The sequence below is a fragment of the Halobellus sp. H-GB7 genome (genome assembly GCF_030848585.1).
GTDB classification, from domain to species: Archaea; Halobacteriota; Halobacteria; order Halobacteriales; family Haloferacaceae; genus Haloquadratum; species Haloquadratum inordinatus.
The window spans coordinates 51,752-74,891 of the sequence record NZ_JAVDDW010000001.1 but is presented as its reverse complement, the minus strand read 5'-3'; the positions used below and the strand labels follow the sequence as shown (position 1 = coordinate 74,891).

Genomic DNA, 23,140 nt, shown 5'->3' with positions numbered 1-23,140 from the left:
GCGAAAGGTTGACTCAGTCGTCGGCGTCACTTTCGACGCTCGTTCGCGAGGCGCGGCGGCTGGCGCGCTCGACGAACTCCTCGGGCAGTTCGTCGATCTCGCCGGCCTGGACGCCCCAGAGGTGCGCGTAGAGGTCGTCGTTCGCCAGCAGCTCCTCGTGGTCGCCGCGTTCGGCGATACGGCCGTCTTCGAGGACGACGATCTGGTCGGCGTCCTTGATCGTCGAGAGCCGGTGGGCGATGCTGAACGTCGTTCGGTGCTCGGTCAGGCGGTCGAGCGACCGCTGGATGAGCATTTCTGTCTCGGTATCGACGTCCGAAGTCGCCTCGTCGAGTACGAGTATCTCGGGATCGCGGAGGACGGCGCGAGCGATCGAGAGCCGCTGGCGCTGGCCGCCCGAGAGCTTCACGCCGCGCTCGCCGATCTCGGTGTCGTAGCCATCGGGGAGGTTCTGGATGAAGTCGTGCGCTTCGGCGGCCTTCGCGGCTGCGACGACCTCTTGGTGGGTCGCGCCGAACGTCCCATAGCGGATGTTCTCTTCGACGGTGCCGTAGAACATGAACGTCTCCTGGCTGACGTAGCCGATCGAGCGCCGGAGGCTCGGGATCGTGACGTCGCGGATGTCGGTCCCGTCGATCGAGATCGATCCCTCGTCGACGTCGTACATCCGGAGGAGCAGTTTGAGCACGGTCGACTTGCCGGCCCCGGTCGGACCGACTAACGCGAGCGTCTCGCCGCCGTCGACGCTGAACGAGATGTCTTCGACGATCGCCTCCTCGTCGCCGTAACCGAAGGTGACGTCGTCGTAGACGACGCGACCCTCGTCGACGACGAGGTCCTCGGCGTTCGGGTCTTCCGCGATCTGGGATGGCTCGTCCATCAGGCCAAAGATCCGGGCGGCGGAGGCGTACGCACGCTGGTACATATTGATGATCTGGCCGAACTGCGCCATCGGCCAAATGAAGCGCTGGGTGAAGAGGATGAAGCCGACGAACTCGCCGGGCGTGAGTTCCCCGGTGAAAAACAGCGGCGCGCTGCCGGTCTGACGGTAGGTGAGCACCCAGGCGCCCCCGAGGAGGAACGTGAGGACGAAGCCGACGCCCGAGAGAATCCGGAGGCTGGGGAAGAACTTGATCCGCGTGCGGATCGCCCCCCAGTTGGCGTCGAAGTAGTCCTGGGAGACGTCGTCGACGCGGTCGGACTCGAAGTCCTCCGTGTTCGCGGACTTGATGACCTGGATTCCGCCGAGGTTGTTCTCAAGTCGGGAGTTGAGTTGCCCGACCGACGAGCGCACGTCGGCGTACTGCGGCTGGATCGTCTGGACGAAGCGGTAGGTGAAGTAGCCGATCAGCGGGACGACGGTCAGCGTGATTGCCGCCAGTTGCCAGTTCCAGTACAGCAGGATCGCCGCGATGCCGAGGACCATCACGCCGAGGCGGAACGCCGAGTTCATCCCGTCGTTGAGGAAGCGCTCTAAGCGATTGACGTCGTTCGAGAGGATCGACATCATCTCGCCGGTCTGCTTGTCGGCGAAGAAGTCCATATTCAGCCGCTGCATCTTGTCGTAGGTGTCGGTCCGGATCGCGTGCTGGATATGTTGGGCGAAGGCGTTCCAGCCCCAGTTGCGCGTCCAGTGGAACGCCGCGCCGCCGAAGAAGGCGACGGCGATCAGCCCCGCAGAGAGATAGAGTTGCTCGGCGGACGTCGCCGGCAGCCACGCGTCGGGGACGAGCCACAGCGAGAACGGCCGCTCGTCGAAGAAGATGGAGTCGACGGCGACCGCGAGGAGGATCGGCGGCAGGAGATCGAGCACTCGCGCGACGACGCTGGACGTCAGCCCGACGGCGAACGCAAACGCGTTCTCGCGGCCGTACTCGGCGAAGAGTCGGCGCATCGGGTTCTCCGCGCGCTCGCGCTGGCGCTCGAAGGGATCGTCTTCGTCCGCGAGGGAGTCCATCATCGCGTCTCAGGGCTCGTCGGTACTAAAGGGTTGGATCGTAGCGGTATTCGAGGAGGCTCACAGGGACCGGCGTTCGACGTCGGGATCGATCCCTGCCGCTTCGAGGTCCTCGCGAACGCGCCTCCGGAGTGGGTCGGGAACCGTCTCCCGGCCGACGGGGACGGCGGTCTCGCCGTCGCCCTTCACCTTCCAGTAGAGGACGCACTCGGAGGGTTCGTAGAACTCGATACTGTAGTGGTCGTCGGTGCCGCGGTAGTGAACGCGCGCAGCGTAGCCTTCGGCCTGCCAGCCGTCGAGGGAATCGAGGCCGTCGAGCGAGCCGTCCATACGAACCCCGACGGGCGCGGTCACCCTCGGCCTTTCGTTCCGGGCCGGTGCGTCGACGACGGGAGTGCTACCCGTCTGCCGGCCCCCAGCGTCCCGCGACTCGAATCCGATCGCCCGGCTCGATACCGTGTTCTGTGGTGTAGTTGTACGGCACTTCCAGCACGTACTTGCCCCGGCCGCGGTAGCGCGTCAGGTCCGAGCCGGAGGTGCCCTCGGGCGGGAGTTCGGCGTGGTGGATGGTCGTGATCGTCCCGTTAGCGTCGACGAAGGCGATGTCGAGCGGGAAATCCATCTCACGCATCACGTAGGCGTGCTGTTCGTCGGCGTCGTGGACGAAGAGCATCCCCTCGTTCGGGCCGAGCGAGTTGGTGTCGCTGAGTCCGGTGTAACGCTTCTGTCCCGTGTCGGCGACGCGGACGTTCACCGACGCGAGCGTCTCGCCGGTCGCGTCGTCGACGACAGTGACTGTCGTCCGCTCGTACTCGCCGGTCGGAAGCAGCCCGGGGTTCATCGCGACGGCGACGATGCCGAGCGCGAGGAGGGCAGCGAGCGCGAGCACGACGGTACCGAGCGTCGACCGATCGACCATACGCTGCGATTCGAGCGAGTTGGCGTAAGGATTCCGTCGTTGGGATTGGAAACCGTTCATCTTATACACGTGTGCAGACTCGTGTCGCCTACGGGCTCGTGGTCTAGCTGGTTATGACGCTTCCCTTACAAGGAAGAGGCCGGTGGTTCGAATCCGCCCGAGCCCATACGAGTGCCCGAGCGTAGGGAGGGCCGAGTCTGTTCCGAGCGGTGGATTCTGAACCAGGGAGCGAACGCAGTGAGCGACCGAGGTTCGAATCCGCCCGAGCCCACTAATTCTGTGCGAGCGACAGCGAGCACGAATTCGTGAACCGAGGAAGGAATCGAACTCAGAGAGTCGCAGCGTCGAGCGGAGCGAGGCGACCGTCTCTCGATTAGTTCGAATCCGCCCGAGCCCATCAGATTTTGTGACGGCAGCGACGACGAGTCCGAATGCCGTTACAGAGGTGGTGGGTTCGATGCAGGAAACGGTGCAGTCGGGCGATCGAATCGGCCGACACCGACGGCGGCGCGACAATCCGAAACCCTTTTTTATATACTCGGCTTCGATCGAAGTGCGCGCCGCCTTAGCTCAGACTGGGAGAGCACTCGACTGAAGATCGAGCTGTCCCCGGTTCAAATCCGGGAGGCGGCATTTTCCTGCGACCGAAGGGAGCAGTGAAAATGTTCCCGGCCGCGATTTGAACCAGACGAGTCGCGCACGGCGAACGAAGTGAGCGAGCACATCTCGGCGAGGTTCACAATCCGGGAGGCGGCATCCAGTTTCTACACGGTTTCCATTCGAGCAGCTTCCGCACTCGACTGAAGGTCGAGCCGTTCCCGCGAGCGGAGCGAGCGGGAAGTCGGAAGACGAGCGCAGCGAGTCTTTCGGGAGTTCATACTGTCGGACAGAAGTTCGTGAATCATATTGTCACCCACGGTGTGCCGGTGATTTTTACAAGTTCTGTCCGACAGTATCAGATGAGCAGGAGCGGCTCGTCGAGCCGACGGGCGACCTCGTGGGCGATGTGGCCCAGATGGACCGCTTCGTAGCCGCTCTCGCCGTGCGTGCCGAGGACGACCAGTTCGATCCCGTGGGTGTCGACGTATTCGAGTATCTTTTCGTGGGGCGTTCCTCGGTCGACGTGAGTCTCGACGTAATCCACGGAGGAGTCGTACGCCTGGTCTTCGAGATCTGCGACGATTCGTTGGCCTTCGTCCTCGAGGTCGTCGAGCATCGTTTCGATCTCCGCCTCCGGTTTATCCGCAGAGAACTGCTCGGAATCAGCCACGTAGAGCAGGTGTAGGTCCGCGTTGAACAGGGTGGCCAACTCGATCGCTCGTTCGACGGCGTTCTCGGCGCCGTCGCTGCCGTCGGTGGGGGCGAGAATCGTCTCGTACATAACTAGCGTTTCTCCGCCTAGATAGTAGTTTGTTGGGGTGTAACACGGTGACGCTGCCCGCGATATTATGTGTATCCGCACTTAACGTACGGCTATGGCACCCGACGTCGAAGCGGAGAGCGACCTACCGGCCAGCCTCGAGGAACTGTTAGACCAACACGAACCCGAGACGATAGCGGCGATTCGCGACTACTGTGATCAGTTGCTCGAAGCGTACGACATCGAAGAGGACCTCGACGAACGGACCTACGGGTAGCCGGCTGGAGAGCCGAGAACGACTAGGTGTAGCTGTCGATGAGCGCGGATACCTCGTCGATGTAGTCCTCGCGGACGCGTCTGTTCGACATCTCCTGGACGTGCGTCGACGTCTGATCGATACCCGGGCTCGTTCCGAGTGGTCGATCGACGAGGTCGTACTGTGAAATCAGTTCGACCGTTCCCTCGACTGCTTCGAGATTGTCGATGATCGCGTCGATCGCCTGCCTCACCTCGGTCCGGTCGGCAAAGTCGGGGCACCGCGTCATCCACCCACGATCGCCGCCGTGTTCGTAGGCGGCCCACACGTCGGCCTCGAAAAAGCTCGTTTCGCCCCGGTGTTCGATGTTCGAGGTGGCGTCGTCCTGCACGTAGATGGCGTACTCGGGCGCTTCCTGGTCGAGTCCGAAGATAGAGAAGAAGTCGTCCCACTCGGTCGGCAGGTCGTCGAGTTGGCCAGTCAACGCGACGTCCCACACCTGATTGCGGGCGTTCGTCCGCTCTGCGCGCCACGAATCGAAGCGGCCTTCGTCGACGAAGACGGGGATCGAATTTCGGCCGATCCCCTCGTACAGCCCCGCGTAGTAGACGCCCTCCATCGGCTCCAGTCGAACGACCGGTTGCCCGGAACTGATGCTGACGAGCGCGTCGATACTGGTCGGTGCGTCTGTCGAGAGGGCGTCTCTGAACTCGAAGTGTCGCTGCTTGATGAGTCGTGGATCCCCGAAAATCATCGGGGCGTACAGAGACAGCGTCCCCTCGACTGTGACGTACGACCCAGTGTCGAGCGTGTCTCGGCGATGGGCGCTCCAGAACTCCTTGACCCCGCCGATTTCGTCGACGCCCCCGTCTGGCACGATGGACTTTCGCTGGTGGTAGGCACTCGCGGCGTTGACACCAAGCGTCAACGCTCCGAGCGTCGCCGAGATCGGATCGACCATATCGTACCCTCCAAACGACACTACTTAACAGTCATCGATCCCGACATCGGACGTCGGTGCTCCGAGGACTCATAGTGATTACTCTCACTGTGTACCGCCGAGCGCCACTCCCGGTGGCGATGGTCGGCGGTAAGAGACGAGAGTAATCATTATCACACGTGCTGAGGGCTGCGATTTTTCCGGACTTGTCCGGTGGGCGAGGACGACGGACCACTATAGTAGCATTTGCGACTGATAGCGATTATCGTAACTATTCGGAGATTCTCGCCGTACCGTCCGGCGAGAAATCTATGGAGACGTACGATAATCCCTATGATTGCGCACCCGATCACACGCTGTCGGGCGATCGGGTGCGTGAAGACGTGCAAATGCTACTATAGACAGAGACGAGAGCCAGCAACACCGGGCGGCCGCGAGTCCAGTTCTGGAGGCTCTCGGTCACACGGCGTGGTACCACGAGTCGCACAACAGTTATACATCGGCGGGGATTCGGTACGGTCGCAATGGCAAACGGCACTGTCGACTTCTTCAACGACACAGGCGGTTACGGCTTCATTTCCACCGAGGACGCGGACGAGGACGTCTTCTTCCACATGGAAGACATCGGCGGCCCGGACCTCGAAGAGGGTCAGGAACTCGAGTTCGAGATCGAGCAGGCCGACAAGGGCCCGCGCGCGAAGAACGTCGAGCGTCTGTAAGAAGTCGACGTACCACATACGTAGCGGACGGAGGCTGGCGGTCGAGCGGGCAGCTGATTCCGGTTCGGTTGCGGCAGTTCTCTGAAAAATCCTTCTTTCGGCACCGCGATCCCAGAGTTGCGACGCCGTCTCCGAGCCCACGATGAGATCGGGAGCCGATCGGTTCCGACCCCAACAATAGCCGACACGTTCTCGGCGACGGCGGTCAAAGCAGGCGTATGGTCGAGATGGAGTACGTCGAGGCGTACGGCGCGCGCGTCCCGAAGGTGGGACTCGGGACGTGGCAGCTCACGGGCGAGGAGTGCTACGAGACGGTGTCGACCGCGCTCGACGTGGGCTACCGGCACATCGACACCGCGCAGTTGTACGACAACGAGACGGAGGTGGGCCGCGCGATCGCCGACGCCGACGTCGATCGCGAGGACCTGTTTCTGACCACGAAGGTCTCGCCGCGAAACGCCGGCTACGACGACGTAATCCGATCGACGAAAGAGAGCCTGGAACGACTGGACACGCCCTACGTCGATCTGCTGTTGTTGCACTGGCCGAATCCGCTCGTCTCGGTGGGCGAGACGATGCGTGCGATGGATCGGCTCGTCGAGCAAGGGCTCGTCTACAACATCGGCGTCAGTAACTTCCCGAAGGTCTTCTTGGAGCGCGCACGCGAGGCTGCGGAGACGCCGATCGTAACGAATCAGGTCCAGTTTCACCCTTACAAGCCCCAGCGGCGAATGCTCGGCTACTGCCAGCGAGAAGAGATGTTCCTCACCGGTTACAGCCCGCTCGCCCGCGGCACTGCACTCGAAGACGACGACGTCCAGCGACTCGCCGAAGCGTACGACAAGACGCCCGCCCAGATCGTTCTCCGGTGGGCCATCCAGCACCGCGACGTCGTCGTGATTCCGAAAGCCTCCGGCGAAGCCCACCTCCGCGAGAACCTCGAACTCTTCGACTTCAAACTCACCCGCTCGGAGGTCGAAGAGCTCACCAAGTCGTCGCTGCTCAGATCCGGGAAGGCGATGCTCGATGGGATGCTGAGCGAACTCCGCTGATGGCTGCTCGCGGACGCACCCCGAATCGATGACCGACGCCGACGACCGCGGACGCGAGCACCCCTCTCGATCCCGACGCAGAGCGGGGAGCGTCGCTGCCGCGTGGACACTCATCGTCGTGCTCGCGTCGGTCGTCGACCCGACAGCGATACTCGGCCCGGCCGCCGGCGGGGCCCCGGCGCAGAGCACCGGGACCGCGGCGGCAGTCGGGATGGACGTCTACACCGTCGCACACCTCGTCGCCTACGGTGTCCTCGCGTGGCTCGTGGGGGTGTGGTTCGACTCCGGCTCGGCCGACTCGAACGCTGTCCGCACCGCACTCGTCGCGGTCGGCGTCGCAGCGGCTGTCGGCTTTGGTGTTGAGGTCCTGCAGATCCCGGTGGCTGCGCGGGCGGGGAGTACGGCTGACGCCGTCGTGAACGTCGTCGGCGCAGTAACGGGCGTCACGACGCGTGCGACCGTCCGGACGGTCATACTATCGGACAGAAGCTCGTGAATCATTTTGGCACCCACAGGGTGCCGATAATTTTCACATCGTTCTGTCCGACAGTATCAGGACCGCGCGAGATGGCGCGCGCCGGGGTCGGTGACAGCGGGGACGCGCGGTTTTTATTCACAGAGCCGAAACGGGATGGAGATGTCGGTCACGACGCTGCACCGCCCGACGCACCGCGACGCGCTCGGACTCTTAGAGACGGCGTTCGGCGACGGGCGGCTGGTGACCGTGTTCGGCCGATGTACCGTCGAGTACGACGGGCGAGCGTCGTCCAGCCTCGGCCCCGGCGATCGACTCATTATCTGCAAGCCCGACGGGACGATCCTCGTGCACACCGACGAGAACCGCAAGCCGGTGAACTGGCAACCGCCGGGCTGTACTCATCGGGTGAGCGTCCGTGAGGGCCGGCTCAGAATCCGGAGCGAACGCTCCGCTCCCGAAGAGCGCCTCGACGTCGATTTCGAGCGGATCGAACAGGTCTCGGCGTACGAAGTGACCGATCGGAGCGATCTGACGTTGACCGGGAGCGAAGAGGACCTCCGACAGCGGATTCTCGACGATCCCGCGTTGATCGAACCGGGATTCGTTCCGGTCGCCACCGAGCGCGAGACGACAGCGGGGCCGGTGGACGTCTTCGGTGCCGACGCCGACGACCGGCCGGTCGTCGTGGAGTTGAAACGGCGGCGCGTCGGTCCCTCAGCAGCGAGCCAACTGCAGCGATACGTAGACGCACTCGACGAGGAGTTCCCCGGCGAAGACGTACGCGGCATCCTGGTTGCCCCCTCCGTGACCGACCGGGCGGCCGCACTGCTCGAAGAGCGGGGCCTGGAGTTCGTCGCGCTGGACCCGGTCGGAGAAGATGGCGACGGCAGTGGGAGTGATAACAATCGGAGCGACGGCAGTGGGGGCGACGACAGCGAGAGCGACGACAGCGAGAGCGGCGTCGTCGACGGCGCGTAGGGGCCAAGGAGTCCCCGCGTGCAGACCCAGTGACTGCGGGATCGGCGGCGAACAGTTCGAAGCGCTTTTAGGTCGTCTGGGCGTCGTTCCGCACAAGTAACTATGTCCGACAAACCCGCCTCCATGTACCGGGAACTGTCGAAGCCGTCCTACACGCGGCGAGAGTACATCACGGGCATTCCCGGCTCGAAGATCGCACAGCACAATATGGGTAACCTCCAGACCGGTCCCGAGGACTACCCGATCCAGATCAGCCTCCGCATCGAAGAGGAGTGTCAGATTCGCCACGGCTCGCTCGAATCCGCGCGCCTGTCGGCGAACCGCGTGATGCTCAAAGAGGTCGGACAGGAGAACTACAAGATGGTCCTCCGGAAGTTCCCCCACCAGGTCCTGCGTGAGAACAAGCAGGCGACCGGGGCGGGTGCGGACCGTGTCTCCGACGGGATGCGTCAGGCCTTCGGCAAGCCCGTCGGCACCGCCGCGCGCATCCAGCGCAACGAGCGCGTCTTCACCATCTACTGCAACCCCGAGGACGCCGAGGTTGCGAAGGACGCGCTCCGCCGCGCGTACAACAAGATGTCGCCGCCGTGCCGCGTCGAAGTCGAGAAGGGCGAGAAGCTCCTGGTCTCCTAGAGCCGCCGGGCACGCCGGTACCCGAACGCCACGCCGCGACGACTTCGCACCGCGAACCGGCCGCTTTTTGCGCTGTCGCTTCCACGCAGTAGTCGATGCTTCGACTCGCCGTGACGACGTCCTCGGAGACGTTCGAGCGGATGTGCGACCCGCTCGCCGCCCGCGACATCGCCGTCGAGCACCTGCAGGCGAAAGAGCGGGTCGTCGATCTCACGGCGCCCCCGACCCGTCACTTCGACGTCGGGTTCGTGTATCCCAGTCGGCTGATGGAGGGCGGCGTCGTGGACGGGCGCCACGCGATTCCGTGGGTGAACGACCGGGACGCGGTCGTCACCTCGCGGAACAAAGCGGGCGTGATCGCCGCGCTCTCCCGGGCTGGCGTGCCCGTCCCGGAGACGCGCCTCGTCTCGAACCCCGTCAGCGACGAGGACGTCGCCGCGGCCGTCGCCGACCTCGACTTTCCCATCGTCGTCAAGCCGAACTCCGCGACCCGGGGCGTCGGCGTCGCGAAAGCCACCGATCTCGACTCCCTTTTGGGCGTCGTCGACTACCTGAACCTCGTCCACGACTACCGCGCGACGGGCGATCAGTCCTATCTCCTGCAGGAGTACCTGCCGAACGCGCGCGATTACCGCATAATGGTCGTCGACGGGACCGTCGTCGGGGGCGTCGAACGCCAACTTTCGGACGACGCGCGCGAGGCGGGGCGCTGGAAGCACAACGTCCACCGCGGGGCGACGGCGACAGCGGCCGACGTTCCTGACGACCTCCGAACGCTCGCCGCCGACGCCGCCGCCGAACTCGACATCGACTACCTCGGCGTCGACGTGCTGGTCTCGGACGGCCGGGCGGTCGTCTCGGAGACGAACGCGCGGCCGACCATCGACGACGAAAAGTACGCGGACGGCTTCTGGGACCGACTCGCGGCGCTGATTCGGCGGACAGCGAGCGAGTGATCGGCTCGGGCCGAGTCGAGGACGTACCTGCGAAATCAGGAGCAGGAGCGGGAGCGGTCGCGTCGCTCGCGTAAGTGGTTCCGAAAGAGTCCAGTGGGGGTGCGGCCGAGCGGCGTTACAGCGGCGTGGCGAAAGCGCCCTCAGTCGAGGTCGATCGAGGCCGAGTCGTCGACCTTCTGCAGCGTGACCTGGAGGATACCGTTGTTGAACGACGCGCTCGCGCTGTGTTCGTCGACGCGAGTCGGCAGGCGGATGCGTTCGTCGTACTCGCGACGGTCGCCGGCAGCGGAGATCGTGAGCACTTCGCCGTCGCACTTCAGTTCGATGGCGTCCTTCGTGACGCCCGGGAGGTCGGCGACGAGTCGAAGCTCCTCGCCCTCGTCGTAGATGTCGACGTGGGTCTCGGAAGCGAACCCGGTGGCATCGTTGCCGGTCATTTCGTCCATCATCCGTTCGATCCCCTCGAAGAAGTCGTCGAACGGGTCGTCGCGGTCGTCTCTCATCACCCCCTGCTAGGTCGGTTTCGATGAAAAGCCTTCTCCCCCCGGCGGGATCGGCCGGACGACAGAGTCTAGGCGGGCCGTGCAGCGGTTTTCCGAAGCGGTCCAGCCAAAAGTGAGACACGGATGAGAGAATGTCGAGAACGGCGAGCGTATCGAGAGCGGCACGGGAAGACGGTGGCAGTACCTGTACCCGGGGAGATAGAGTATTAAATTTCTGATCTTTTTGATCCTCAGCGACTGCCGACGCCGAAGCCACTGGCGGTTCTCCAGTAATACCGAGTCACGAGACGGTCGTGCGAGACGCCGAGACCCGTTCTGGTGCCCGTCTTAGCCGCAAACTCGATGACACCGGGATTCAAGTAGGATGGAATAGTAAACTCGGATATGAGTGAACAATCGGATATGGACGCAGACGTGGACGACGGCGACGCCGTTCGAGTCGCGCTGAACGGCTTCGGTCGGATCGGTCGCAACGTACTCCGGGCCGTCCGAGACGACCCGCGAGTCGAACTCGTCGGCATCAACGACGTGATGGACTTCGAGGATATGGCGTATCTCGCGAAGTACGACACGGTGATGGGCCGCCTCGACGACGTCGCGCTCGACGGCGACTCGCTCGTCGTCGGCGACACGTCGGTCCCGCTGTACAACGTCCAGAATCCGACCGAACTGCCGTGGGGTGAACTCGACGTCGACGTCACACTGGAGTGTACCGGCATCTTCCGCACGAAGGACGACGCCGCCGCGCATCTGGAGGCCGGCGCGGACAAAGTCATCATCTCCGCGCCGCCGAAGGGCGACAAGCCGGTCAAGCAACTCGTGTACGGTGTCAACCACCACGAGTACGACGGCGAGGACGTCGTCTCGAACGCCTCCTGTACGACGAACTCCGTCAGCCCCGTCGCGAAAGTGCTCGACGAGGAGTTCGGCATCGAGAGCGGTCTCCTGACGACCGTCCACGCCTACACCGGCAGCCAGAACCTCGTCGACGGCCCGATGTCGAAGACGCGCCGCGGCCGCGCCGCCGCCGAGAACATCGTCCCCACCTCGACCGGGGCGGCGCAGGCGACGACCGAGATTCTGCCCCAACTCGAAGGCAAACTCGACGGGATGGCGATCCGCGTGCCGGTCCCGAACGGCTCGATCACCGAACTGGTCGTCTCCCTCGAGGCGACGCCCTCCGTCGAGGAGCTCAACGACGCCTTCCGCGACGCCGCCGACTCCGGGCCGCTGGCGGGCGTCCTTGGATACACCGACGACGAGGTCGTCTCCTCGGACATCCAGGGTCTGCCCTTTTCCTCGACGGTCGACCTCCAGTCGACGAACCAGGTCAACGGCGGCGGCCTCTACAAGATCCTGACGTGGTACGACAACGAGTACGGCTTCTCCAACCGGATGCTCGACGTGGCCCACTACGTCACGCACGGCTGATCGGCAGACGGTTTTTCTACTGTCGTGGTAACAGACCACACACCGGACTCGCATCCGAACACGACTAAGTAACACCATTCCGAGCACACGGGACAGAGAGCGATGTCCACCCCCACAGCCACGTTCAAAACGCTCGACGACCTCGAATCCGACCAGCGCGTGCTCGTCCGCCTCGATCTGAACTCTCCCATCGAAGACGGCGAGCCGCAGGACAACCGCCGCTTCGAGCGCCACGCCGAGACGGTGCGAGAGCTCGCGGACGCGGGCCACCGCGTCGTTCTGCTGGCGCACCAGGGGCGACCCGGCCGCGACGACTTCGTTTCGCTGGCCGGGCACGCCGACATCCTCGCCTCGCACGTCGGCCGCGACGTCGGCTTCGTCGCCGACACCTACGGCGACGATGCTATCGACGCTATCGAGGCGCTCGAACCCGGCGAGATTCTCCTCTTAGAGAACACGCGGATGTGCGACGACGAACTCCCTGAGGAGGACCCCGAGGTCAAAGCCGAGACCGAGTTCGTCCAGTCGCTCGCGCTGCACTTCGACGCGTACGTGAACGACGCGTACTCGGCGGCGCACCGCTCGCACGCCTCGCTCGTCGGCTTCCCGCAGGTCCTGCCCGCCTACGCCGGGCGCGTGATGCAGACCGAGTACGAGGCCAACACCGCCATCGCCGAAAAGGAGTTCGACGGGCAGGTGACGATGGCCGTCGGCGGCACGAAGGCGACGGACGTCATCGACGTGATGAACAATCTCGGCGACAAGGTCGACGACTTCCTGCTCGGCGGCATCGCGGGCGAGCTGTTCCTCCGCGCCGCGGGCCACCCGGTCGGCTTCGATCTGGATCCCGAACAGGACCTCTACGACACCCAGTGGGAGCAGAACCACGAGCTCGTCGAGGAGATGCTCGCAGAGCGCGGCGAGCAGATCACGCTGGCGACCGACCTGGCCTACGAGGCCGAGGGCGAGCGGGCGGAGGTCGACGTCGACGAGATCGAGGAGAAAGACGTCTCGTTCCTCGACGTCGGCACCGACACCGCCGAGGGGTACGCGGATGTCGTCCGCGACTCCGAGGCCGTCTTCGTGAAGGGCGCACTGGGCGTCTTCGAGGACGAGCGCTTCTCGGTCGGCACTGTGACCGTACTCGAAGCTATCGCCGAGACCGACTGTTTCTCCGTCGTCGGCGGCGGCGACACCTCCCGCGCGATCGGGATGTACGGGATGGACGAAGCCGACTTCGACCACGTCTCGATCGCCGGCGGCGCGTACATCCGCGCGCTGACCGGCCAGCCGCTTGCGGGCGTCGAGGCGCTGAAAGAGCAGTAACGTCGCGAGCGAGGATCGAATCGCTAGCGACGCCCCCGTCGAAGCGCTGAAGCAGGCGTGCGTCGAATCGGATACCGATGCGCGTCGGACTCTGTTCTGATACCCACGACAACCTCGATCTGGCACGCGCCGCCGTCGAAACGTTCGAGAGCGAGGGCGTCGACGCCGTGATCCACTGCGGCGACGTCGTCGCGCCGTTCACCGCCGCCGTCTTCGACGCCGACTTCGCCTTCCACGCCGTCCGCGGCAACAACGACGGCGAGTGGGCGCTCGCGGAGACGATCGAAGCGTTCGGGACGTACCACGGCGAGAGCGCCGCGCTGACGTTCGACGGCGTCGACCTCGCCGTCTATCACGGCACGAGCGAACGGCTCGTGGACGCGCTCCTCGCGTGCGGCGACTACGACTACGTCGTCCGCGGGCACACCCACGAACGGACGCACGAGGAACGCGATGGCACGGTTCACGTCAATCCGGGCGGACTGCCGTTCCCCGATGCGGACGACGTCTATCACGTCGCGACGCTCGATACCGAGACGCGCGAGGTGACGTTCCACGAGATTCTACCGGAGGAGTAGCGATTTTCGTCGGTCCCGACGCAGTCACGTCGCCGGGAGGATGTCGCCGAGCGCTGCGCCGATGCTCATCGGTACGAACGCGACGGCGACGTCCGCGAGCGCCAAGAGCGGCGTTCCCCACTCGACGCGTCCCCACCCGGTCATCACGACCGCCGCGGTGAGAAACGAGACGCCGAGGACGCCCACGAGTCGCCGGGGGAGGACTCCGAAGAGCGGTTCCTGCACGCGGACGTCCTGAATGTCGGCGACGTAGAGGATACCGATGACGAGTCCGACTCCGCCGAGAAGCGTTCCAACGAGCAAGGGCGGATACGCGGCGAGGAATCGGCCCACTTCGTTCGTGCCACCCTCGACGAACATCGGAATACCGAACAGGACACAGCCCAGAAACGCCTCCGCGAGGTCGCCGCGGTCGAACCCGCGGACGACCCGCCCGAAGACGCCAGCGTTCCGTGCGGCCGACACGGCGGCGCGGCGGGCAGTTCGGACGCGTTCTCGCTCCGCCGGAGAGTCGACGGTCGCTTCGAGCGCGTCGAACTCTGCGAGGAGGCGGTCCATCTCGTCGTCCGGCGGCGCGTCTGAACCGGCGTCGGCGGCCGCTGAGTCGGTTGTGTGGGCGTCGTCGGTCACGGACGCGACCACTCGGTGAGAACGGATAAACGTGGGCGGCGGAACGGTCGTCGGTGCGGCCCGTCGAGCGGGTCGGCGGCGTGTCGTCGATCAGTCGTCGGCGGCCTCGGCTTCGACCTGGCCGGACTCGCTAAAACCCGCGGGATCACCCGATAGACCGACGCCGAGCGTCCGATTCGTGCGCTCGATGCTCTCGTCGGCGTCCGCGGACTCGGTCACGGCACGGATCGCGTCGACGTTCTCGGGGACGACGTCGGACTCTTGGTGGATCGCCTGGAAGAGATAGAGGTCACGACCCTCGGTCGCGATCGACTCACCCCACAGGCAGTTCTCCCAGAGGTCGCCGCGGGGTCGGCCGGCGTCGAGCGCGAAGTCCTTGAGCTTTCCAGCCCCGTCGAGACCGAGGCCCTCCGGAATGACGTAGACGCGGGATTCGCCCTCTAGCAGTTGGCGGACGTGTGCGGCCGTGACGTCCGATTCGAGCGTGACGTTGAGCGCGTGAACGTGCATCAGCGTCGCCGGGACCTTCAGCCCCATCGTGTCGATTTCGAGATCGGGGAAGATCGTCTTGACGTCGGGGCCGTGGTGCGACGGGATGCCGATCGGGTCCGGAAGAATGTCGTTGATCGGACCGCGGGAGTTCTGGCCTGGGTCGCCGCCACGGCGAACGAGCGTCGCGCGAACCTTCTCGACGCCGTAGGCCTCCTCCAGCGGTGCGACGAGCCGCGAGATCCCGGTCGTGTTACAGGAGACGACGCGGACGGAGTCGGCGCCGCGGGCGTCGTCGTAGTTCGACCGGGCGTTGAAGCTCACGTCGGCGACGTCCGCGTCCTCGCCGCCCTGGAAGATCGCCGGCGTGTCGTAGGAAGCGTACAGCGACTTGTTCTCGGCGCCGATGCCCGACGGCGTGGCGTCGACCATCACGTCGGCGTCGGCGACCAACTCGTCGACGATGCCCGCGGTCTCGATGCCGGCGTCCCCGAAGAGCGGGGCGCGCTCGGGGATGGCGGCGTACATCGGGTAGCCGCGCTCGACGGCGGTGTGGGCCTCGAAGTTGGGCTGCGTCTTGGCGACGCCGGCGACTTCCATATCTGGCTGGGCCGCGACGGCGTCGGCGACGCGCTTACCGATCGTTCCGTAACCGTTGACACCCACTCGTATCATCATTCGAGAATCCGGAGAGCACACGCATAGTTATTTCGGAGCATAACGATCAGAAATTAACTCCGCGGCGAGTAACGCGGGCGATTTTCCCGAAGGCGAGTAACGAACGCGCCAGGTCCTGAAACGCGTTCACACGCGTCTTCGTCTGCGGGGCTAGCCCCCGGATTGACCCGATGCGAACGCCTAACTCCGCGGGGGTCTCACCGAGTAGTATGTCGAACAACGGACTCGTGACTGCCGCGAGGACGGCAGTCGAGCAGTGTATGGCCCTCGAAGCGTCCGAATCGTGCGTCGTCGTCACCGACGACAAACGCCGGCCGATCGGCGAAGCGCTGTATGAAGCCGCGTGCGCGGTCTCGGAGGATACGACGATCCTCCAGTATCCGCCGGGCGACCAACACGGCGAGGAACCGCCCGCGACGGTGGCCGCCGCGATGGCTGCGGCCGACGTCTTCCTCGCACCGACGACGAAAAGCATCAGCCACACGCGCGCTCGCGGCGACGCCTGCGAGGCCGGCGCGCGCGGCGCGACCCTCCCCGGAATCACCGAAGACGTGTTCGTCACGGGTCTCGACGCCGACTACGAGACCATCGCCCAGCACTGCCGCGACGTGCTCGCGCAGGTCGCAGACGCAGACGAGATTCGCGTGACTGCGCCGGCGGGCACGGACATCACCTTCGAGACTGGCGACAGGGAGTGGAACACCGACACGGGTATCGTCCACGACGCCGGCGGCTTCTCGAATCTCCCCGCTGGCGAAGTGTTCGTCTCGCCGACGAACGCCGACGGCACCTACGTCGTCGACGGGACGATGCGACCGCACGGCCTCCTCGACGACGGGCAGGAACTCCGGTTCGAGGTCGAAGACGGCTACGTCACCGAGATTTCGGACGACGAGATCCGATCGCAGGTCGAGGAAGCCGCCGAGGAGGTCGGCCGCGACGCGTACAACCTCGCGGAACTCGGCATCGGGACCAACGTCGGGGTGACCGACCTCGTCGGCTCCGTCCTCCTCGACGAGAAGGCGGCCGGGACGATCCACATCGCGATCGGCGACGACGCCGGAATTGGCGGCGACACGGACGCACCGCTGCATCTCGACGGGATCGTGCGAGAGCCGACCGTGTGGGCGGACGGCGAGGAAGTGGAGCTTCCTCGGTGAGCGAGCGGGGACGTCGTCGACCTCCCGAACGTCGAGCAGTAAGCCGCGAGAACGGAGGGCAGGTGGGGTGCCTCGACAGACGGCGAGGAGGGCACCAACGCAGCACGAAACCCTCGTGAGCCAGCGACTCGCACGCTGCCCCGCGGAAGGGCGGACTTTTACGGCCAGACGGGTTACGGAGCCGTATGAGCACGCCACAGGACCGCATCGCGGTCGAATGTCCCTCCTGTTCGCCCGCTGAACCGACGGTCCACGAGGTACTGAAAGAAGGCAGCGGTCACCACACCGTCCGCTGCACGGAGTGCGGTCACGTCCACAAGGTCCGCATCGAGACGGAGACCGAAATCGAGCGCGACGTCGTCGTCTCCCAGGACGGCGAGTCGTTCTCGACGAGCGTCGACGCGCCGCCCGAAGAGACCATCGCCGTCGGCGAGGAGTTCATCGTCGACAGCGAGGAGGCCATTATGCTCGTTCGGATCACCGGCATCGAGGTCGGCCCCGAACAGCGCACCGAGGAGGCGACGATCGAGGACGTCGACACCATCTGGACCCGCGCGGTCGACAACGTCACCGTCAAAGTGACCGTCAACCCCAAAGAGGGGACCGGCGACCGCGAGTCGACCCGAAGTTTCGAGTTACAGCTTCCGGGCGACCACGAGTTCGTCGTCGGCGAGACCGAATCCTTCGGCGACGAGGAGTTCGACGTGAAGGCGATTCAGGTTCGTCAGGACGCCCCCGAGTACCGCCACGGAAAACTCGACCACGAGGGCGATATGGTCTACGCGAAAGACGTCAAGCGGCTCTACGGCACCGACAAGACGACGTCCGCCTGGTCGGCCTGGTAGCGACACAGCGACGTTTTCGGGTACTCACGGTGGCAGATGGCCGCCCGTATTCCTGTTTTGAACGATGCAGATTTGAGTCACCGATACGCTTACGTTATCATCGGAAAAAACACAATTCCGAAGTGACACGAATTGCCGCCCACGCCCTCCTCGTAGTCGCGGGTACAGCCGCCGTGCCGATCGTCTTCGGGGGAGTGCTCTTCCCGGAGTGGACGTTCGCGACCGTCGGCTTCCTCGGTTACCTGGCCGCTGTCGCGCTCGTGGTCGTCACGGGGATGAGCCTCGCCGTCGTCGACCTCACGAGCGCCGTCGAGCGGCTGCTCGGCCCGTGAGAGGAAACGATTCGGCCCGCTGGAAACAGCGGTAGCGTGTATCCGGGGGCGACGGACGCACGCGCCATCCCTCGTCGAGCGACTGCGCCGCGGCGGGCGGAGCGTGCAGTTGATTAGTGCGCACCTCCGAGAGCGACGTATGGATCCCGGGGAACTGCGCGGGGATATGGTCGACGGCCTCGAAGAGCGGCTGACGGTCGATGCGGCCGTCTCCCTCGCGATGCGGACGGTGCCCCGTCAGGAGTTTGTCGACGACGCACCGTACGACGATCGAAGCGGCGACGCGGCCGGCACACTCTCACCGGAGATCGTCGCGCGGCTCCTGACGGCGCTCGACGTCGACGCTCCAGAGAGCGCAGCCGCGGCTGAGCCCACAGCAGGGACACGTCGGGAGACCGAGGGCGGACGCGACCGAACTGGCGACGTCCTCGTCGTCGGCGCGGGCGTCGGCTACACCGCGGCCTTGCTCGCGGAGGTCCTCGACGAGACGCGCGTCCACGCCGTCGACATCGACCGACGGCTCGTCTACGCCGCGCGCTCGAACCTCGATTCGGCGGGCTACGGCGGCGTCCTCGTCGACGCCCGCGACGGAGCCAACGGCCTCCCCGAGTACGCTCCCTTCGACCGGATTCTGGTCGAGGCGGCCGCGATCGACCCGCCGAAGCGACTCGTCGACCAGCTCGCTCCCGACGGACGGCTCGTCCTCCCGCTCGGCGGTCCCGAGCAGACGCTCGCCGCCGTGGACGCCTCGGGCGACGTGATCGAGCGCCACGGGCCGGTAGCGTTCAAGCCGCTACTCGTCGACGGGGAACAGGGCAGCGCCCCGGCACGGAATCGGACGATGAGAGAGGACGCCGAACGGGCGAGCGCGGACGGCTACTTCGCGAAGACCGGCTGGGAACAGGACTGGATCGACTGGGACGAGCAGTTGCGTCGTCATCGATAGCGTCGGCGTCGGTCGAGCCGGTCCGGGTCGCTTTTTCGAACGCTACTGCGTTTTCAGCCCGCTGCCGGTGAGCGGGACGACCACGTCGTCGTCGGGAGCGACGACGCCGCGCTCGCGGTAGGCGGCGAGTGCGGCGGGCGCGACCGCGCAGGTGGGCTCGACGTAGAAGCCGTGTCGGTGTAAGGCGTCGCGCTCGCGGTAGGCGGCGAGTGCGGCGGGCGCGACCGCGCAGGTGGGCTCGACGTAGAAGCCGTGTCGGTGTAAGGCGTCGCGCTCGCGTTCGACCGCCGCCGCCGGGACCGCGATGGCGTCGCCGTCGGTGGCCTCGATGCAATCGAGAATCTGCGTCTTTCTGACAGGGTCGCGGATCTGAATCCCGTCCGCGACGTCGTTGGAGCCGGCGGCAGCGTCCTCGCCGTGGAGCTCGGCGGCGATGGGCGCATAGCCCGCCGCCTGTGCGCCGAGGAGCCGCGGCAGCTCGTCGATCCAGCCGGCCTCGCGGAGGGCACGAAAGCCGCGGTACGCGCCCAGAAAGAGCGTGCCGTGGCCGAGCGGCGTCACGACGGCGTCCGGCGCGGTCCACTCGCGCTGGGCGCACACCTCGTAGGCGAACGTGGCCGTCCCCGCGAAGAACGCCGGGTTCCACGCGTGTGAGGCGTACCACGCGTCGCCGGACTCGACGGCGTCGACGCAGGCGCCGGTCACGTCCTCGCGACTCCCGTCGATCGGGACGGGCGTCGCGCCGGCGCGTTCGATCGCACGGCGCTTGGCGGGCTTCACCGACGACGGGACGTAGATGTCGGCGTCGATGCCCGCGCGGGCGGCGTACGTCGCGATCGCCGCACCGGCGTTCCCCGAGGAGTCCTCGACGACGCGCTCGACGCCGAGTTCCGCGGCGACCGACAGCGTCACCGTGGCGCCGCGATCCTTGAACGAGCCGGTCGGAAAGACGTATTCGAGTTTGAACTGGGCGTCCCAGTCGGGGGCGCCGACGAGCGGCGTCAGCCCTTCGCCGAGCGAGACGTGCGGGTCGACCGGGAGGAAGTCGTCGAACGACCACAGCCCGGCACAAGTGTCCGCCCACGAGGTCGGTGGCTCGCGATCCGCGGGCGTCGGAGTCGACGCGAACTCCAGTGGCGCGCCGCAGTCACACCGCCAGGTCCACGCGTCGTAGGTCCGGTCGCACCCGGAGCAGTGGAGCGTGAGCGGGGAAGACATACGTTCAGTACGCGTCGACGTTGGTGCCGACAGAGCAGACGTACTCGCCGGTCGCGACCTGCGGGAGCCGACGGGTGCGCCAGAAGATCCCGTCGTTGTTCGCGGTCACGCGAGCCTTCAGTTCGCCGAAGACGTCCGTCACCTCGAAGAGGAGGTCGCCCGCGGAGACGCGCTCGCCGAGGTCGACCTGGAAGCGCACGAGGCCGCCGGTCGGCGAGCCGAACTGGTCGAACCCCTTCGCACGCGTCTGTGGCTCGGGAGTCACCGATCCATCGAGGAAGCCGTAGTCGTGGAGGACGTTGAAGACGCCCTCGACGCCCGCCTCGATGCTGGTCTCGTCCCAGCCGACGCAGCCGCCGAGTTCGGGGTCGATCGTCGGGATCCCCTGGTCGGGGCCGGCGCGGGCGAGTTGCCCCTCCGGACCTTTCTGATCGAGGACGTACCCGCAGCCGAAGGTCTTCGCGAGTTGGAGACACTCGTCGTGAAGACGGTGCCGGCGGCCACAGCGGACACGCACCTCGTCGATCATCCGCGAGGTCGAGCCCTGATGCAGGTCGAGAATCAGGTCCGCGCGGGTGGCGGCGTCGAACGTCGCGGCTGCGATCCGCTCGGAGGACGTGCCGTTCTCGTCGCCGGGGTACGCCCGGTTCATCTTCGTGTCGTCGATCGGGTTCCGGTGCTCTGCGACCTGGAACGCGTGGTAGTTGACGATGCCGACGACGAGGATCGTCCCTGACAGTTCCGCGGGGTCGAGTTGGGGGACGACCCGGTTGATCACGCCGACGCCGTTCAGTTCGTCGCCGTCCGAGGCCGCCTGCATATAGAGAGTCTTGCCGTCGGACGCGCCGTTGATGACCGCACAGGGGAGTCCGACGGAGGAGCCGTCGCGGGCTTCGCCGACTTCGAGACGGCCCGTGTCCATCTCGCCGGGACCCGCACTCGCCGTTCCGAGTGTCGTCATTATCTGACACTCGGAGGCACCCGCCTTTAGGGGTTCGGTCTCCGCCGCTCGTCGCCGTCTACTGGCCGTTCTCGCTGTTCCGGTACCGAAAGGGAGTGGCAGTATTCGCCGGAGATGCCACGGGACCGACGACGCTTTGTCGACGCCACCGAAAGGACAGGACGTGAGCGATGAGGTTCCAGACCGGCCGCCGCAATCGGGGCTGGTCCGAGCGTTGCACGTCCCACGGAACGCTGCGGTCGGCGCCGGCGTCGGCGTCGCGCTCGCGGTCGTCGCGTACCTCGCCCGCGTACTCGAACTGTTCGGCCCGTTCGCGGGCACGCGCGAGTATCCCGTCCTGGGTCCCGAAGGGTGGTTTCTGGTGCTCGCGTTCGTCCTCGCGACGTCGACCGCGCTGCTCGTCGCGTCGGCGCTGACCGTCGTCGAGGCCGTGCGGCTGGCGCGGCGGCTGTAGACTGCGGCCGGAAAGAGAGCTAGGTCTCGAACTCCTGTTCGTCGCCGACGAGTTCGCCGAGCCGTTCGGCCCCCGCCCGCGTCCCCTTCGCGATGATGACGTCGCCGCCGCGGAGTTCGGTCGTCGGGCCGGGCTGGACGACCCACTCGCCGCCGCTCGCGCGGCGGACGGCGATGACGCGCATCCCGGTCTGCGTCTTGACCATCTCCTCGCCGAGAGTGGTGCCCGCGAGCGGCGCGTCGGTGGCGACCGTGAGGCGAACGATCACCTCGTCGGACTCCTCGACGGCGGCAGCGACGACCGGATGAGCGTCGATACCGCGGAGGACTCCCTCGCTGATCTCTAAGGCCGCATCGGAGATGACCTCCGTTGCCGACGCCAAGTGGACGAGCCCGCGGAGTCGGACGGGGTCTTCGACGCGACTCGCCGCGCGGAGCGTCCAGGCCTCGAAGCGCGACTTCAGCGCGTCGACCTCGGCCTCCAGTTCGTGGACTTCCTCGGCGACGCCCTCGCTGTCGAACAGCACCGCGCCGTAAGCCAGATCGACTGCGAGTTCGCTCATATCCTTCATCAGGATGATCGAGTCGACCGCGCGTTCGAGGTCCTCGATCGGCGGTTCGACTGCCTCCGGGGGTTCGTAGGCATCGCCGGTCACGTCCTCGAACACCCCCGAGATGCCGTCGAGCGGGCCGCGAAGCAGGAGCGAGTCGTCGGCCTGGAGTTCGCTGTCGGGGCCGGGGTTCATCAGCCAGCGGCGCTTGCCCGTCACCGACTCCCGACGGATCGCGATGACGCGGACGCCCATCTCGGTCTCCATATTGATGTCGCGGAGCGTCCGCCCGACGTAGGACGAATCGGGCGCGACAGTCGCACGGACCAGCACCTCGACGGCCTCTGGGAGGGCCGTGCGGATTGCGTCCGGCATCCCGATGTCTTCGATGACGATTTTCGCGATGTCGCCGGCAGCGTTCGAGATCTTCTCTGCGGCCCCCATCACTCCGAGGACCGGCGCGAGCTGTTCGGCGTCCTCGGGGCTGCGGGCGGACATCAGGAGGCTCATCCGACCCTGAAGCTGGAGGATGTCCATTCGGCCTTCGAGTTCGAGGACCTCACGGGCGATCTCGTCGCTCCCGTTGAGGACGGCGGAGTACGAGAGATCGATGAGGAGCTCTGCGGTGTCTTTCATCTCCGCGAGCACCTCCTTGACGCTGACCGGCTCGTACTCGACGTCCTGTGGATCCATACCCCGCCGTTCGCCGCGGGTCGCAAAAACACTTGGTGGTCGACCCAGGGCTGGGATGAATGTCACTGACACCCGGAAACGATAACGCTTTTTTCACG

At 65.8% G+C, this 23,140-nt stretch carries 26 protein-coding genes and 2 tRNA genes; 17 read left to right on the top strand and 11 right to left on the bottom strand.

Translation table 11 applies throughout. The features are described from left to right. Positions 1-13 precede the first annotated feature (13 nt). The 3 genes from RBH22_RS00325 to RBH22_RS00315 all read right to left on the bottom strand — a co-directional run bounded on the left by RBH22_RS00325 (position 14) and on the right by RBH22_RS00315 (position 2,876). Positions 14-1,957 (bottom strand): ABC transporter ATP-binding protein, encoded by a 1,944-nt coding sequence (locus tag RBH22_RS00325; RefSeq protein WP_306676158.1) that lies wholly within the window; start codon positions 1,955-1,957, stop codon positions 14-16. A 60-nt stretch (positions 1,958-2,017) separates the two neighbouring features. Beyond that, positions 2,018-2,287, bottom strand: coding sequence for a hypothetical protein (locus RBH22_RS00320; protein ID WP_256546419.1), 270 nt, complete (start codon positions 2,285-2,287; stop codon positions 2,018-2,020). 67 nt (positions 2,288-2,354) lie between these two features. Further along, positions 2,355-2,876 (bottom strand): DUF192 domain-containing protein, encoded by a 522-nt coding sequence (locus RBH22_RS00315; protein WP_306676157.1) that lies wholly within the window; start codon positions 2,874-2,876, stop codon positions 2,355-2,357. A 92-nt stretch (positions 2,877-2,968) separates the two neighbouring features. Between RBH22_RS00315 and RBH22_RS00310 the strand changes: the two genes are divergently transcribed. Together RBH22_RS00310 and RBH22_RS00305 are read left to right on the top strand one after the other, a co-directional pair. Beyond that, positions 2,969-3,042 (top strand) — tRNA-Val (locus RBH22_RS00310). A gap of 393 nt (positions 3,043-3,435) precedes the next feature. Beyond that, positions 3,436-3,509: transfer RNA gene (locus tag RBH22_RS00305), tRNA-Phe, on the top strand. 322 nt (positions 3,510-3,831) lie between these two features. Here the strand turns inward: RBH22_RS00305 and RBH22_RS00300 are convergent. After that, positions 3,832-4,257, bottom strand: a complete 426-nt coding sequence (locus RBH22_RS00300) for a universal stress protein (protein ID WP_306676156.1) — start codon at positions 4,255-4,257, stop codon at positions 3,832-3,834. A 94-nt stretch (positions 4,258-4,351) separates the two neighbouring features. Between RBH22_RS00300 and RBH22_RS00295 the strand changes: the two genes are divergently transcribed. Then, entirely contained in the window at positions 4,352-4,513 is a 162-nt protein-coding gene (locus RBH22_RS00295; protein WP_256287816.1) for a hypothetical protein, read from the top strand. Between the two features lie 22 nt (positions 4,514-4,535). On the opposite strand, the gene RBH22_RS00290 is transcribed toward RBH22_RS00295, so the two are convergent. Further along, positions 4,536-5,453: a hypothetical protein gene (locus tag RBH22_RS00290; RefSeq protein WP_256287815.1), complete on the bottom strand. Its 918-nt coding sequence runs from the start codon at positions 5,451-5,453 to the stop codon at positions 4,536-4,538. Positions 5,454-5,956: 503 nt separating this feature from the next. Here RBH22_RS00290 and RBH22_RS00285 point away from each other — a divergent pair. The 6 genes from RBH22_RS00285 to RBH22_RS00260 all read left to right on the top strand — a co-directional run bounded on the left by RBH22_RS00285 (position 5,957) and on the right by RBH22_RS00260 (position 10,248). After that, positions 5,957-6,151, top strand: coding sequence for a cold-shock protein (locus tag RBH22_RS00285; RefSeq protein WP_121568930.1), 195 nt, complete (start codon positions 5,957-5,959; stop codon positions 6,149-6,151). 218 nt (positions 6,152-6,369) lie between these two features. Next, on the top strand, positions 6,370-7,203 hold the full coding sequence (locus RBH22_RS00280; protein ID WP_256546415.1) for an aldo/keto reductase: 834 nt from the start codon (positions 6,370-6,372) through the stop codon (positions 7,201-7,203). A 28-nt stretch (positions 7,204-7,231) separates the two neighbouring features. Further along, the gene (locus tag RBH22_RS00275) at positions 7,232-7,699 is read left to right on the top strand and encodes a VanZ family protein (protein ID WP_306676155.1); all 468 of its coding nucleotides are present in this window, start codon (positions 7,232-7,234) and stop codon (positions 7,697-7,699) included. Positions 7,700-7,840: 141 nt separating this feature from the next. Further along, positions 7,841-8,659, top strand: a complete 819-nt coding sequence (nucS, locus tag RBH22_RS00270) for an endonuclease NucS (RefSeq protein ID WP_306676154.1) — start codon at positions 7,841-7,843, stop codon at positions 8,657-8,659. Positions 8,660-8,761: 102 nt separating this feature from the next. Then, entirely contained in the window at positions 8,762-9,292 is a 531-nt protein-coding gene (locus tag RBH22_RS00265; RefSeq protein WP_256546412.1) for a 50S ribosomal protein L16, read from the top strand. 95 nt (positions 9,293-9,387) lie between these two features. Beyond that, on the top strand, positions 9,388-10,248 hold the full coding sequence (locus tag RBH22_RS00260) for an ATP-grasp domain-containing protein (protein ID WP_306676153.1): 861 nt from the start codon (positions 9,388-9,390) through the stop codon (positions 10,246-10,248). Between the two features lie 140 nt (positions 10,249-10,388). On the opposite strand, the gene RBH22_RS00255 is transcribed toward RBH22_RS00260, so the two are convergent. Further along, positions 10,389-10,754 carry an Hsp20/alpha crystallin family protein gene (locus RBH22_RS00255; protein ID WP_121568935.1) on the bottom strand — a complete coding sequence of 122 codons (366 nt, stop codon included), beginning with the start codon at positions 10,752-10,754 and terminating at the stop codon, positions 10,389-10,391. A 381-nt stretch (positions 10,755-11,135) separates the two neighbouring features. Here RBH22_RS00255 and gap point away from each other — a divergent pair, with 381 nt between their 5' ends. The 3 genes from gap (at position 11,136) to RBH22_RS00240 (ending at position 14,086) form a co-directional block, all read left to right on the top strand. Next, positions 11,136-12,182: a type I glyceraldehyde-3-phosphate dehydrogenase gene (gene gap, locus RBH22_RS00250; RefSeq protein WP_256287809.1), complete on the top strand. Its 1,047-nt coding sequence runs from the start codon at positions 11,136-11,138 to the stop codon at positions 12,180-12,182. A gap of 102 nt (positions 12,183-12,284) precedes the next feature. Beyond that, positions 12,285-13,508 carry a phosphoglycerate kinase gene (locus tag RBH22_RS00245; protein ID WP_306676152.1) on the top strand — a complete coding sequence of 408 codons (1,224 nt, stop codon included), beginning with the start codon at positions 12,285-12,287 and terminating at the stop codon, positions 13,506-13,508. Positions 13,509-13,585: 77 nt separating this feature from the next. Then, positions 13,586-14,086, top strand: coding sequence for a metallophosphoesterase (locus tag RBH22_RS00240; RefSeq protein ID WP_306676151.1), 501 nt, complete (start codon positions 13,586-13,588; stop codon positions 14,084-14,086). Between the two features lie 24 nt (positions 14,087-14,110). Here the strand turns inward: RBH22_RS00240 and RBH22_RS00235 are convergent, their stop codons facing one another. Together RBH22_RS00235 and RBH22_RS00230 are read right to left on the bottom strand one after the other, a co-directional pair. Then, positions 14,111-14,716, bottom strand: coding sequence for a DUF2391 family protein (locus tag RBH22_RS00235; protein ID WP_306676150.1), 606 nt, complete (start codon positions 14,714-14,716; stop codon positions 14,111-14,113). A 90-nt stretch (positions 14,717-14,806) separates the two neighbouring features. Then, the gene (locus RBH22_RS00230; protein WP_121569196.1) at positions 14,807-15,880 is read right to left on the bottom strand and encodes a type II glyceraldehyde-3-phosphate dehydrogenase; all 1,074 of its coding nucleotides are present in this window, start codon (positions 15,878-15,880) and stop codon (positions 14,807-14,809) included. Between the two features lie 212 nt (positions 15,881-16,092). On the opposite strand from RBH22_RS00230, the gene RBH22_RS00225 reads away from it, so the two are divergent. From RBH22_RS00225 to RBH22_RS00210, 4 genes are all read left to right on the top strand, one after another. Continuing rightward, complete coding sequence (locus RBH22_RS00225) at positions 16,093-17,043, top strand: aminopeptidase (protein ID WP_306676149.1); 951 nt, start codon at positions 16,093-16,095, stop codon at positions 17,041-17,043. A gap of 185 nt (positions 17,044-17,228) precedes the next feature. Further along, positions 17,229-17,888 carry an HVO_0476 family zinc finger protein gene (locus RBH22_RS00220; RefSeq protein ID WP_256287804.1) on the top strand — a complete coding sequence of 220 codons (660 nt, stop codon included), beginning with the start codon at positions 17,229-17,231 and terminating at the stop codon, positions 17,886-17,888. Positions 17,889-18,010: 122 nt separating this feature from the next. Further along, positions 18,011-18,220, top strand: coding sequence for a hypothetical protein (locus tag RBH22_RS00215; RefSeq protein ID WP_256287803.1), 210 nt, complete (start codon positions 18,011-18,013; stop codon positions 18,218-18,220). A 139-nt stretch (positions 18,221-18,359) separates the two neighbouring features. Beyond that, a complete protein-coding gene (locus tag RBH22_RS00210) occupies positions 18,360-19,166 on the top strand; it encodes a protein-L-isoaspartate O-methyltransferase (RefSeq protein WP_306676148.1) in 807 nt (268 codons plus the stop codon). A gap of 42 nt (positions 19,167-19,208) precedes the next feature. Here the strand turns inward: RBH22_RS00210 and RBH22_RS00205 are convergent, their stop codons facing one another. Then, complete coding sequence (locus tag RBH22_RS00205) at positions 19,209-20,384, bottom strand: pyridoxal-phosphate dependent enzyme (protein ID WP_306676147.1); 1,176 nt, start codon at positions 20,382-20,384, stop codon at positions 19,209-19,211. Between the two features lie 4 nt (positions 20,385-20,388). Beyond that, entirely contained in the window at positions 20,389-21,345 is a 957-nt protein-coding gene (locus tag RBH22_RS00200; RefSeq protein ID WP_306676146.1) for a succinylglutamate desuccinylase/aspartoacylase family protein, read from the bottom strand. 163 nt (positions 21,346-21,508) lie between these two features. Here RBH22_RS00200 and RBH22_RS00195 point away from each other — a divergent pair, with 163 nt between their 5' ends. Beyond that, a complete protein-coding gene (locus RBH22_RS00195; RefSeq protein ID WP_306676145.1) occupies positions 21,509-21,799 on the top strand; it encodes a hypothetical protein in 291 nt (96 codons plus the stop codon). A 19-nt stretch (positions 21,800-21,818) separates the two neighbouring features. Here RBH22_RS00195 and RBH22_RS00190 read toward each other — a convergent pair whose 3' ends face one another. After that, positions 21,819-23,042, bottom strand: a complete 1,224-nt coding sequence (locus RBH22_RS00190; protein ID WP_306676144.1) for a TrkA C-terminal domain-containing protein — start codon at positions 23,040-23,042, stop codon at positions 21,819-21,821. Positions 23,043-23,140 lie beyond the last annotated feature (98 nt).